Origin of the sequence: Dysgonomonas sp. PF1-14 (assembly GCF_029892965.1) — a bacterium.
Classification (GTDB): domain Bacteria; phylum Bacteroidota; class Bacteroidia; order Bacteroidales; family Dysgonomonadaceae; genus Dysgonomonas.
This window is the reverse complement of the sequence record NZ_JARXWN010000010.1, coordinates 108,712-121,764: the sequence shown is the minus strand read 5'-3', so window position 1 is coordinate 121,764 and position 13,053 is coordinate 108,712. Positions and strand designations below refer to the sequence as shown.

Annotated in this window: 12 protein-coding genes; 6 read left to right on the top strand and 6 right to left on the bottom strand. The window is 39.4% G+C overall.

The features are described 5' to 3' along the window. Nucleotides 1-296: 296 nt before the first annotated feature. Together M2448_RS13015 and M2448_RS13010 are read left to right on the top strand one after the other, a co-directional pair. Entirely contained in the window at nt 297-1,175 is an 879-nt protein-coding gene (locus M2448_RS13015; protein WP_280646364.1) for a glycosyltransferase, read from the top strand. A 58-nt stretch (nt 1,176-1,233) separates the two neighbouring features. Then, nucleotides 1,234-2,052: a glycosyltransferase family 2 protein gene (locus M2448_RS13010; RefSeq protein ID WP_280646365.1), complete on the top strand. Its 819-nt coding sequence runs from the start codon at nt 1,234-1,236 to the stop codon at nt 2,050-2,052. 7 nt (nt 2,053-2,059) lie between these two features. Here the strand turns inward: M2448_RS13010 and M2448_RS13005 are convergent, their stop codons facing one another. Continuing rightward, entirely contained in the window at nt 2,060-3,451 is a 1,392-nt protein-coding gene (locus tag M2448_RS13005; RefSeq protein ID WP_280646366.1) for an rRNA cytosine-C5-methyltransferase, read from the bottom strand. Nucleotides 3,452-3,710: 259 nt separating this feature from the next. On the opposite strand from M2448_RS13005, the gene M2448_RS13000 reads away from it, so the two are divergent. Together M2448_RS13000 and M2448_RS12995 are read left to right on the top strand one after the other, a co-directional pair. Continuing rightward, nucleotides 3,711-5,222 (top strand): glycosyltransferase family 39 protein, encoded by a 1,512-nt coding sequence (locus M2448_RS13000; protein ID WP_280646367.1) that lies wholly within the window; start codon nt 3,711-3,713, stop codon nt 5,220-5,222. A gap of 4 nt (nt 5,223-5,226) precedes the next feature. Then, nucleotides 5,227-5,931 (top strand): SAM-dependent methyltransferase, encoded by a 705-nt coding sequence (locus M2448_RS12995; protein ID WP_280646368.1) that lies wholly within the window; start codon nt 5,227-5,229, stop codon nt 5,929-5,931. Between the two features lie 83 nt (nt 5,932-6,014). Here M2448_RS12995 and M2448_RS12990 read toward each other — a convergent pair whose 3' ends face one another. The 4 genes from M2448_RS12990 to M2448_RS12975 form a co-directional block, all read right to left on the bottom strand. Further along, the gene (locus M2448_RS12990) at nt 6,015-7,439 is read right to left on the bottom strand and encodes an ammonium transporter (protein WP_280646369.1); all 1,425 of its coding nucleotides are present in this window, start codon (nt 7,437-7,439) and stop codon (nt 6,015-6,017) included. A gap of 35 nt (nt 7,440-7,474) precedes the next feature. After that, nucleotides 7,475-7,834, bottom strand: a complete 360-nt coding sequence (locus tag M2448_RS12985; RefSeq protein WP_280646370.1) for a P-II family nitrogen regulator — start codon at nt 7,832-7,834, stop codon at nt 7,475-7,477. Nucleotides 7,835-7,853: 19 nt separating this feature from the next. After that, on the bottom strand, nt 7,854-8,582 hold the full coding sequence (locus M2448_RS12980) for a hypothetical protein (RefSeq protein ID WP_280646371.1): 729 nt from the start codon (nt 8,580-8,582) through the stop codon (nt 7,854-7,856). 593 nt (nt 8,583-9,175) lie between these two features. Continuing rightward, entirely contained in the window at nt 9,176-9,517 is a 342-nt protein-coding gene (locus M2448_RS12975; protein WP_280646372.1) for a YegP family protein, read from the bottom strand. A gap of 312 nt (nt 9,518-9,829) precedes the next feature. On the opposite strand from M2448_RS12975, the gene M2448_RS12970 reads away from it, so the two are divergent. Then, a complete protein-coding gene (locus M2448_RS12970) occupies nt 9,830-11,344 on the top strand; it encodes a hypothetical protein (protein WP_280646373.1) in 1,515 nt (504 codons plus the stop codon). A 50-nt stretch (nt 11,345-11,394) separates the two neighbouring features. After that, entirely contained in the window at nt 11,395-11,976 is a 582-nt protein-coding gene (locus M2448_RS12965; protein WP_280646374.1) for a porin family protein, read from the top strand. A 77-nt stretch (nt 11,977-12,053) separates the two neighbouring features. On the opposite strand, the gene M2448_RS12960 is transcribed toward M2448_RS12965, so the two are convergent. After that, nucleotides 12,054-12,914 (bottom strand): RNA polymerase sigma factor RpoD/SigA, encoded by an 861-nt coding sequence (locus tag M2448_RS12960; RefSeq protein ID WP_006797564.1) that lies wholly within the window; start codon nt 12,912-12,914, stop codon nt 12,054-12,056. Between the last annotated feature and the right edge of the window lie 139 nt (nt 12,915-13,053).

The window sequence follows — 13,053 nt, the reverse complement described above, 5'->3', positions numbered from 1 at the left end:
ACTTTCGTTACATTTTAGTTAAAATTATAGTTGCCTCCTGTTTTAACTAAAGTCATTTTCGGATAGCCTCATATAAAAATCGTGGCAACTAAAGAAAAGTAATGAAGAATAAAAACAAGGGAAATCTATTACTTTCGTTACTTTTTAGTTAAAATAATTTTTACGTATAAGATCAGGCAAAAAGTAACAACGAACGAAAATTAAGTAAAAACGTTACCTTTACATACACTTCGCTTCTGTGACCGTTGGTTGTTACATTTTAGTTAAAATGTGAAGGTAATAATCTGTAATACAGAATGACAGAAGAAAAAGATATAATGGTTTCGGTTTCCATGATTACATACAATCATGAGAAATTTATAGCGGAAGCAATAGAAGGTGTTGTTTCGCAGAAGACTACTTTCCCTTTCGAACTAGTGATCGGGGAAGACCTCAGTACCGACACTACACGTGCCATTTGTATCGAATATCAGAAAAAATATCCCGATATTATCCGCCTTAGGCTAAATGACCCCAATCAGGGCATGATGCTTAACTGGATAAACAATATTGAGAGCGGACAGGGAAAATATATAGCCCTGTGCGATGGTGACGATTACTGGACAGATCCATATAAATTACAAAAGCAGGTAGACTTTATGGAAGCCAATCCCGATTTTGCAATGTGTTCCCATAAAGTGCATACATTGATGTGTGGTGTATTGGATGAAAATATAGAAATGGAACGCGATGTGCTGACAACCGAAGACCTTATCAAGAAAGACTGGGGTTTGCTTACAGCTTCGATCTTTTTCCGCAAGGAGGCACATAAAACCCCCGATTGGTATTATACGGTGAAGAATGGTGACTTTGCGTTGCAACTGATCGTTTCATTATCGGGAAAGATAAAGTTCCTGCCTGAATATATGGCTGTTTACAGGCAGCATCTGGGGGGGATGTCGTCGACACTGAAACCACTGAACCAAACCGCATGGATGGTATATCTGCTGCACGAATTCGATAAATATACACATCGGGGATTCCGCAAGGCAATAATAGAACGTATAAAGCGGATGTACAAAGTGCAGATATATTATGCAAAGGGTTACAGCCTGCGTAAGGCCGCTGCTATGCTGATGTTATATCAGAAATTAGTAGCAGTGAATCCCTTTTTAATAGAATCGAGAAGGAAATAGAAGAAGGGTGTACTAAGTAGCAACTAGTAAACTAGAACTCTAATAACTATAAACTAAGATGAAACTATCTATAATAACCATAAACCTCAATGACAAGGCTGGTCTGAAAAAGACAATGGACAGCGTGCTGTCACAGACTTTTACCGATTATGAATTTATAATAATCGATGGTAAGTCCACAGACGGCAGTGTGGAGTTGATAGAGGAAAATAAGGATAAGATCGCATACTGGGTGAGCGAAAAGGATAGCGGGATATACAACGCTATGAATAAGGGCATCCGTCAGGCTAAGGGGGAATACCTTTACTTCCTTAATTCGGGCGATGCACTTTATGCAAATGATGTGCTGGAGAAGATATTTGAAGGCGATCCGCACGAAGCTTTTATCTGTGGTAGCTTCTATATGGAGCAGGAAGGGAAACTGACACCCGATACCTCGTATAAAGGGCGTGACTGGCGTTTCTCAATTTATGACCTTTTCGCCGGATTCCTGTGCCATCAGGCGTTTTTCATTCATCGTTCTAACTTTGAAAAATACGGTTTGTATAGCGAGGAGCTAAAAGTTATATCCGACTGGAAACTGTTTTATCAGGGGATAGCTATCGATCAACTGCCTGTGCGCTATGTAGATGTATTCATCGTTATTTACAACATGGAAGGTTTCAGTACGCAGGTAGGAGGAGAGATTATATATAAAGAGAAGTTACAGGTGTGTCGTGAACTGCTTTCCGAGCAACTGACGCAAAAACTTATCCGTCTGTATTATCTTGATCAGAACGGATTTGTGACAGATATTATGAAGTCTAAAAAATGGATATATAACGGATTTCGTGCTTTTAGCAAAGTAGGACGAGCTTTGGGTTTTGTAAAAGGATAATAGCCGGTCAGCGTAATACTTCAACAATTTCTTCCGGCACATTAGCCGAGCGAATCCGCCACTCCTGAGGGTAGAGATTATTTGCCCTGTTCCCTATGTTTTTCACAAAACCGAGAGGTATATTATTGTATGTCAATAGTATATACCCTTTTGGCTGGTCTGTCAGAGTAAGAGCCTCCTTACGTAGGTAAGATATGGCTGTATGCCAGTCTATTACGGTAGAGTTGAATGCTTTGATATTGAGACTATTGCTCATTGCCAGTGATTGGCTTGGTATGAAGTCCTTGCCTTTAAACTCACCCAGACAAACACCCTCTGATATGGTATTGAGTCTAGATTGCACCATGAGCAGATCGTTATGTAGTACAGATGGAAAAGCGTGCCATGCTTCACCCTTTTGATAGAATGTATAGTTGTCTTTATCTCTGATATAGTCCCGATACTGAGTGTCGAGCTTAACCTTTGTTTTCTGATCCTTATTGTTCTTTGACTTCTTAAAGCTGATACTGTCTTCCTGCTCTGTACCGGTCTTCCTCAGCAACGCGAAGAAGAATCCCTCTCCCTTTGTCTTATGAGGGAAGAAGCGGTATGCGTGGATATCATCTGCAAACGAGGGGCTAATGTCCCATTCATCCTTTATCGCGACGGGGAGCACTTCGGCTTGCAGTTCATCTCTTATCCATTGCACATTCTGCTCGTTCTCCTCCATATTGTATGTACAGGTACTGTACAGAAGAAGTCCGCCGGGTTTCAGTGCAGGCCATATATCAGCCAGAATACGTTGTTGACGTTCTTTGCAGAGCTTTACATTGTCGACAGACCATTCGCTTATAGCTCCTTCATCTTTGCGGAACATACCCTCTCCCGAGCAAGGTGCATCGACAAGTATGATGTCGAAGAAGTTATTAAGTTTGCCTATTTGCGCAGGATCGTTGTTGGTGACAATGGTATTCGGTTTGCCCCATTTGGTTATATTCTCTGACAGGATATGAGCGCGGGAACGGATCACCTCGTTAGAAACAAGCAGGCTGTTTTCGCTTATCAGGTCTGCTATCAGTGTTGATTTGCCACCGGGAGCGGCGCAAAGATCCAGCACTTTCACATCATCGGATATGTATTGTCTGAGAGCTTGTCCGATAAACATAGATGAGGCTTCCTGCACATAGTAGCATCCGGCATGAAATAGCGGATCGAAAGTAAACTGTGGCCGCTTGTTGAGATAGTATCCGGCATCGCACCACAAGATGTTTTCGGTATCCGGTTTATAGTTGTTGCTTTTCACCTTATTCAGGCGGATGCTTGTGGGAGGATTTGCTGTTAAAGCTGCAACAAATTTGTCCCAGTCGGTTTTCAGTAAAGGCTTTGTACGTGCTATAAAGTCAATAGGTAAATCGGTCATGCGTCAATGTTTTAGAGGATACAAAGGTAAGGTAAATTATAAAGTGCAGTATTATATCCATAAATCAATTTGAGTAAAAATGTGAAGAAGAACGGATGAGTTTATCTATAGGATATATTCAGTTAACAGTGATCAGTCTACAGTTGACACCATCGACAGAATAAAAATAAAAGTGATCTTTGAAATAGTAATTGCCAGAGCCAAATCATAATATTATCTTTACAGGCTCTAGTATAAAAGAATGGATTAAATAGAATATATGCTGATTGATGGCACGATTAAAAATAAGATTTTAGAGGATAAGTTCATTTTTATCTTCCTTTTTGTCTATACTTTCCTGCTACTGTTCTTTTGCTCCAAAATGTCTCCACTATACCCGATTAATGAATGGGCTGATGTGAACCTGTATTTTAATATCGGAAAAGGTATCTTTAATGGAAAAGTTCCTTATGCCGACACGTTCGATCATAAAGGGCCTCTCATCTTCTTTATATACGGCATAGGTTATCTTATCTCGAATACTTCCTTTCTTGGGATGTATTTCATACAGGGGATAACGTGGGTGCTGATTGTGAGCTTCACATACCTTATCGGGCGTGTCTATCTGGACAAGATATATGCTTTCCTTGTTGCAGTATTATTACCCTCGCTGATGTTGTCATATACAGCTACAGGCGGTTCTGCCGAAGAGTTTGTACTTGCTGCGGAATGTGTCAGTCTGTACTTATTCCTCCTTTATTTTGACAATCGAAATACTCAAGGTCACAATGCCGCTTATATGCTTGTGCATGGAATAATGCTGTCGGCCGTACTGTTTATAAAGAGCAATCTGGTTGTCTTCTGGGTGTTTCCTTTGGCTGCTATATTTGTCAATATTATACTGAATAAAGATTATCGGGGATTGTTAAAGGATCTGGGTGCTTTACTATTGGGTATCTTGATCGTTACGCTGCCTTTAGTATTGTATTTCGCATTGAACGGAGCGTTGGGTGAAGCATGGCATGTATATGTCGTATTAAATAAGTCATATTCGAATCCGGGCACTATCGGGCAGATTATAGAGCGATTGTATTCTACATTCTATCAATCTATCCGTTTCGGTTCTCCCATATTCATTGTTATGATTATTGGAGCGTTTGTCTTTCCTTTTATGCAGGTTAAGAACAAGTTGGGAGGAATCGCTATTGCTTTATCCTTCCTCTCTTTGTATGCAGCTGTTTACATATCTGTGAAGAATATACCATATTATACCATACCGTTCTTTGTGTATGCCGCGCTAGGTTGTCTTTTCATTTGCAGATATATAAGACTGGGCTCTTCGTGGTATCTTTACCCAATTATTGCTCTGATAACCTTCTATATAGGTATGAAACAGATTAATCTGTTCGGATATACTTTTGATGAACTGAGGACAGAACAGCCGGATAAAGGCGTTTCCCGTTTCAGTACCATAATAAAGAAAGAGAAAGGTCCCTCGTTACTCAATCTGGGGCTCGATCTGGGAAATACGGTGTTTACGGAGACAGGCATAGTGCCATCGGTTAAGTACTTTGTATCTCCGAATCTGGACTATTCAGTCTTTCCTGAAATGCGAAATGAGCAGGAAGAATATATCAGGGAGAAGAAGGTACAGTTCATTATTCTGTCCGAAGCATCGCTTAACTTCGATTACTTCTTCGGATTACCGCTTCTGTATCAAAATTATGAAGTAGTAGACAGCCTCAAAGATCAGGAGTCTAAGGCTTATTATTTATTTAAACGAAAAGACTGACGATATGCAACCATCTCTATATCTTATTCCGGTGACATTGGGTGAAACATCTGTAGAACAAGTATTACCCGCATACAATAAGGAGATTATTCTCCAGATCAAATACTATATAGTAGAGAATATCCGTTCGGCACGACGCTTCCTTAAGAAGGTTGACCGTACGATCAATATAGATGAGCTTACATTCTTCGAGCTGAATAAGCATACCGATCATACGCAACTGGAGAGCTATCTGACTCCTATAGAAAAGGGCTTTAGTGTCGGTATTATATCCGAAGCCGGTTGTCCTGCTATTGCCGATCCGGGAAGTGATATCGTAGCCATTGCCCAGCATCGTGACTATAAGGTAGTGCCATTGGTCGGACCTTCTTCCATATTGCTGTCGCTTATGGCATCAGGTTTCAACGGGCAGAGCTTTGCCTTTCAGGGTTATCTCCCGGTAGATAGTGGCGACAGAGTGAAGAAATTGAAACAGTTGGAGCACTCTATATACCACGATCACCAGACTCAGATATTCATAGAGACACCATACCGCAATCAGAAACTGGTAGAGGATATACTCAAGCATTGTAATCCCGCTACGAAGCTTTGCATTGCCATGAATATTACCTGCGACAATGAGTATATAAAGACACAGACTGTAAAGCAATGGGCTAAGCGGCTGCCCGATATGGGTAAGCAGTTGTGTATTTTTCTTCTATACAAATGATCGTCCAGTGTCTACATAATGAAAAGTGAGGACGATATGCCCCCACTTTCTCGTTGTGTGTTTTCAATAGTATAGTTGAATCTTTATTCGTCTTCGCTGTAAGCGATTTCCCCATGCTGAGAGATGTCAAGACCAACAGATTCATCTTCTTTAGACACTCTTAAACCGATTGTCTTGTTGACAATAAAGAACAGGATGAATGTCAGTATTGCGCTGTATGCCACAGATGCCGCAGTAGCTACTATTTGTATCCATAGCTGATTCCAGTCACCGTACAGAGCGCCCTGTACGCCCTCTGCTCCGGTGATAGACTGTGTTGCAAACACTCCGGTCAGTATAGAACCGACTATACCGCCTACACCGTGTACACCGAATGCGTCTAGTGAATCATCATATTTCAGTTTTGATTTTACATAGGCTACCATCCAGAAGCACACCAAAGCCGAGATTCCTCCGATAGCAAATGCACCTAGCACATCTACTGTTCCGGCAGCGGGTGTAATTGCTACCAGTCCGGCTACAGCTCCTGTACAGAATCCCACGATAGTTGGTTTTTTATACATGATCCATTCGATGCTCATCCATACTACAGCAGCTACACAGGTGGCCAGGTGTGTTACCAGAAAAGCATTTGCCGCAAGACCGTCTGCCGCAAGACCGCTACCGGCATTGAAGCCGAACCAGCCTAGCCATAGTAGTGCTGTACCAATAAATACGAACGGAATATTGTGAGGGGTAAATGGATGCCCTATTGTCTTAAAGCCTTTGCGGCGTCCGAGCATGATGGCCATTACCAGAGCCGAAATACCCGCATTGATATGCACTACTGTACCTCCGGCAAAGTCGATGGCTCCCATTTCCATGAGCCAGCCGCCACCCCATACCCAGTGTGCCATCGGGTTGTAGACTACAATAGCCCACAGTATGGTAAAGACAAGGAAGCCGGAGAATTTAATCCTTTCGGCAAATGCTCCGATGATGAGGGCAGGTGTGATAACTGCAAACATACATTGGAACAAAGCGAACAGGATTTCAGGTATGCCCGGTCCGTCCATGTATGTTTCTAGCGTGAGACTTTTAAGGAATACTTTGTCAAATCCTCCGATTACAGCTCCCACTGCATTACCGGAATCCATGAAAGCAGTACCGAATACCCAACTGTATCCGAATGCGATCCAGAGGATACTGATCACTCCGGTAATGATAAGACATTGCATAATGATGCTTAGTACATTCTTCTGGCGTACAAGTCCTCCATAGAACAGAGCAAGTCCGGGAACTGTCATCAGCATTACCAATATGGTAGCTACGATGATCCATGCAGTGTTTCCTGAGTTTAGAGTTTGTGTTTCGTCTACTATAGCTATTTCTTCAGTTACGGGAGCCACTGCTGCCACCTGAATGGTTTCTGTTGTTGTCGTTAGCGAATCCTGAGCCATCACGGCTGTAGGAATGGCTATCAATATGAATAATAATGCTGTGATATGTTTGAATAATATGCGTTTCATATACTTTTGTTTTTTTCCCTAATTAACCTCAATCTTTACTTCTCTTCTTCCTCTTTGTCGTACAACGATTCGTCACCATGATCGCCAGTGCGGATGCGTATAGATTGCTCTATGCTGGATACGAATATTCGTCCGTCCCCGCTTTCACCTGTGTATGCTGCTCTCAGAATGGCATCTATGGATTTCTCCACATTGATGTTTCTTACTACAAATGATATGTAAATACGGTCGATAGCATTCACATCATATGCTATCCCTCTGAATATTAACCCTTGTCGGGCGCTGCCCTGTCCTTTTACGTCCCACCACGACAGAAAGTCTATATCGGCTTCGTGCAAGGCGCTGCGTACCTCATTGAACTTCGATTTACGGATGATTGCTTCAATTTTCTTCATATTGATAAATGTTTTAGAATTACTTAATTGATATGCCGAATACAAAATGGATATCCTCTCTGTGCGGGTTGCATATTACATTGGCAAATACAGGCAATGAGAACGAGTCGGTGATCTTAATACTCTTAGATGCGTGTAGCGTAACTGATGTGAAGTTGAAACCTGTAGACCCATACACTGCACTTTCCCAAGGAGTGAAACCTGCCGCTATTCCCATGTCTACACCTTTTACCGAAAATGGATAAGCGAGTTCTACATAGGTAGAGTAGGAGTTGTCCCCATCGGCTTTTTTGTTGCCTTTACCCAGTACGAAGGTGTTCCATGTGATGCTTAGTGGAAAAGATTCGGGTAGTGTATAACCCAGTGTGGCTTCCAGATAATGACCGTTGTAACCTTCATTCGGACTACTGAAGTAGCGGTATGTACCTTCGCCATCCCACCAGTAATCCGTCACCATAGCTTTGAACCCACTGTTTTCGTACGATGCGTAAAAGTCGACTTCTTTGGCACCCGAGCTGGAAATGTCTGTTGAACCCCATGCTCCCAGAGTGAATCCGCTGATGCTGGCACTGATACCGGGTTGTACACTTGCCCCGGCTTGTTTATAGCCGCGCCATACATAAGAACTAACAAGGTCTGCTCCGAAGTCGACGTCAATGCCTTTCTGGGCTTTGGCTGATATCGCCGGAAGCAGACCGGATAACAGGATAACCAAACAAACTCTTTTACTAAAAGGATAAATCTTCATAATCAAAATATTTAAAGTTGTTAAAATCAATTTTAAATGTACTTTTTGATTAGAGAATGGATAGGATTGTATCTTTTTGATTTATTTAAAAGCAAAAGTATGATAAAATATTTTAATGAACAAGATTAAAAGAAAGAAAAATTTATTAAAAATCTTATCCTGTATGTTATGTTCTTTAATATCAGCTATTTTTTACTTCGGTTAACGATTTATATTGTTAGATGCAATTAAGATTTTAACTAAAATGTAACGAATCAACGATCGGCAGAGCGAAGCGGAGCCAAAGTAACGAGTTTACTAGTTTTTAGTTTACTAGCTTGCTAGTCTAAATTATATTTCTTTCTAGTACACCAGAAACATCGTTCAACGGAACGAAGTGTAACTAACCCTATGAACTAGTACACTGAATTTTAACTAAAATGTAACGAATGTAATGCTTTTGCACTATGTTTATTTTCTATTACTTTTCCTGCTTGTTGTAAATTGTAGTGCTGAACTCTATCAGCTATATATAGATAAAATAGTAGTAAATACATAAAAAAAGCGAAGACCCATTTCTGAGTCTTCGCCGAACTTTCTTTATTTCTTTTTACTTATTTTTTCTCCACAGTAAGATCTACTACATCTGCATCAGGAGCATTTTTCTTAACAGAAGCAATTCCGTTATCGCGGCTGGCAACACTTTCGTACATTTCACTTGTACCAATAATCTGTCCGTTTGTAGCTTTCAGATTGAAGTACGGCTTACCGTTTTTCGCTTCCAGTTTATCGAAACGAGCGTCTACCTGACTGTTTTTCTTAACTGATTCGATACCGTTTTTGCAATTTTCTTTTGTGGTATATCCTTCACTGGTCAAAATAACCTGACCGTTACTTGCTTTAAGATCAAATTGGAATTCCCCGTTTTTTCTTTTTTTGATTTCAAATTTTCCCATTTTGTATTGTTTTTAAGTAGTTCGTATTTAGTTTGAACGCAAGTTAATAATAAAAAGTTTAGATTCTATCTTTTTTTTGACAAAATTATGCGTTTCCATTGAAATGGAGGTGATAGTAATTCAGTATGTTTAATACTACGGATGAGGTATAAAGTATTGTATTGCAGACAGGGCAAGGGACTGTCAATTATTATTTAGTTAATACCACAAGATTTGCCAAAAATTTGAGATATTCCAATTTCTTATTTGATTAGCTTGTCGATTTGTTTATTTTTAATTAAATTTATTTTTTATTTATTAAAAATAATTCTTATGGAAAAACTTTCATTTTTACTTATTATTTTAGTTCTGGTGTTTATCAATTTAAATTGTACGGATGACAACCATTATTCGGAGGAAAGTACTAAACTTTTGAGTCTGAAAAAGGATGTGAACACTCGTTTATCTTTTTCTTCCTCCGAAGATTTGGTAAATGTAATTAATTCTGGTAGTTACAATAGACGATTGAAATCTGCTGAAATTTCGGAAGACGAGGAAACTTCGGAAGACGAGTTTGTGAGTATGCTCGAGGAAGTGGATATGAATGATGTTTTTATCTCGGAAGAATTAGCTGCTCTTATAGAAAAGGTAGCTCCTGGTGGTATGTTGGAAGAGGGGATAACCTATTATGAAGCTTTAGGATATGATACTCTAGTGCCGAATGTGAAATTTGCTGCATTGCTTAATCCTTTTGGCGAATTGGAGGTTTTGGATGAAGTGATAAAAATTACTCCGGAAGGAACTTATAAATATCCAAAAGACAAAGAAAAGGAGTTTCTCCAATTGATGGCTTCTGAAAATATCATTAGGAAGGATTCGGTGGGAGAAAAAGTTTATGAGCTTGCACCGGATATATTATTAATAGATACTTATCAGGAGAATGTAGATGATATAGTTCTTGTCGATGAAGGCGAGTGCTATGAAATAGAGAATTTAGATATTGACCTTAATAATTGGTATAGTACACCTTCGTTGAGTAAGCCTGCTCCTATCGGCCCCGATTATGACAGTTTTCAGACTTTCTCAGATAAAAGAAAGACTTGGGCTGGAAAAATAATCCAAAATATTTTTCAAACATCGGTTACTCCTACTGTGAATTTTAGTAAGGACAGGAGGATAAGGGGTAAGTTTTATCATTATAATTGGTTTGTATATACGGAAACGGGCGTTAGCGGTTGGACTGATAAAAAAAACTGGATTGGATGGAGTAAGACAAATGCGGATGAATTGCGTATTGGTTGGCGAGGAGTTGTTTTAGAAACAAAATTAAGAGATAATTTTTCTGAAAGTATACAAGGTATGCAAACCATAAGACAGTTTCCTCCAGTTAAACTACTTGTACCTGGTGCAAGTGGGGAGTTGTCGATAATACCAGTTTATAATCCTGATATTTCTGGTAGTGAAATTGTTAAATATGCTAAATATGGAGTGAAGCCTTTATATAATTTTTTGAAAGGATGGCTTACGGAGCCAAATCAACTGGAGAAAGCTCAGGCGGTTTTGGTAACTAATCGAACACATATGTATACAATTATTCTTGATGAAGAAGTAATAAAGTATAATGAAGATAAGTATACACATGTTTTTGCAAATCAAGTTAAATTTGCCATTTCTCTAAATTTGATAGATGTGCCAGGTTTTTCTTCATGGAGTGATGCAGGTCGCTGGGCTAATTCAATAAAAGAAACTTCTAAAATGAATTATCCTACATTAAAAGCAGGAGAGGTATATACGTGTGGTCGTTTTGGAAATGTGTGGCGAGGATTAAAAATTGTAAAAAAAGATTAGTTGTTTAGTTAATTATCTAATAGTGATTATAATATCTTAAAATTTATCTTATGATTAAAAAGAGAATACTACTATATCTGTTTATTCTTGTTCCTTTCGCGTTGTATGCACAATGGGGAGTGAAAGGTGGCTTGGATTATTGTACATTGGTAAAGCATGATTTATCTAATTATCGTTTGGGATTTCATATTGGGCCTACTTATGATTTTTATTTATCAGAAAAAATATATTTGCAGCCTTCCGTATTATTTTCATATTTCCAATTTGGGTTCGAATCAGATGAATACATAGTAAAAGGTTCTGTCGAAAGGTATAATCTGGAAATTCCCGTAAATTTATCTTTTCGACAGCCGCTTTCCGAGAACACAAAACTAATAATAGATCTCGGACCATATTTGAAATGCGGGCTTTTCGGGGATAGTAATTATGATTATAAAAATAATACTATTAATGAGTTCTCTACTTATGACATATATAGCCGATTTGAGTTCGGATTGAATGTCGGTGGAGGAATAGAGATAGATAAAATTTATGCAGGTCTGGCATATCAGTATGGGCTGACTGGTGCAACAGGAAAGAATAGTCGGGTCAATAATCAACTATTTCGCTTCAGTTTGGGCTATAAATTTTGAAGTGAATTCGGTGCAACAAAAAAAGAGAACCGATTCCGGTTCTCTTTATCATTTTAACTTGATTGCAACAGTCTCTGTTACCCCAAGTAGCTTTTTAGTAATTTGCTTCGTGAATTTTGGCGTAGACGCTTGATTGCTTTTTCCTTAATCTGACGGACACGTTCTCGTGTGAGTTGAAATTTATCACCGATCTCCTCAAGGGTCATTTCCTGATACCCTATTCCGAAGAACATCTTGATAATTTCGCTTTCTCTTTCCGTCAATGTCGATAATGCACGTTCGATCTCCTGCTGGAGCGATTCGTTTATCAATGTGCGGTCGGCAATCGGAGCATCGTCGTTTACAAGTACATCCAGTAAGCTGTTGTCTTCACCTTCTACAAAAGGTGCATCCATTGAGATGTGACGTCCCGAAACCTTTAGCGAGTCTGCAATTTTATCTACCGGTATGTCCAGTTGCTCGGCTAGCTCTTCAGCTGATGGCTTGCGTTCGTTTTCCTGCTCAAATTTAGAGAAAGCTTTGCTAATTTTGTTTAGCGAGCCTACTTGATTGAGCGGAAGGCGTACGATACGCGATTGTTCTGCTAGTGCCTGCAATATGGATTGGCGAATCCACCATACCGCATAACTGATAAATTTAAATCCTCTGGTTTCGTCGAACTTCTCAGCAGCTTTAATCAGTCCCAGATTCCCTTCGTTGATAAGATCGGGTAAGCTCAGCCCTTGATTTTGGTATTGTTTGGCTACGGAAACCACGAACCTTAAATTAGCTCTCGTTAGTTTTTCCAATGCAGCCCTGTCACCTTTTTTAATGGCTTGTGCTAACTCTACTTCTTCTTCAACTGTAATAAGATCTTCTCGGCCAATTTCTTGTAAATACTTGTCTAAAGACGCACTTTCACGATTTGTAATTGACTTTGTTATTTTTAACTGCCTCATATATAGATATATATGTTAGAATGTTCCAAAAATGTTTGCAAATATAGTAAAAAAATAGCAAACATAGCCTATCTGCTTCCCTTTATTATGAGAAGGCTATTGTTAATAATATTCAATTAATGTATTTGTCTTATTATAA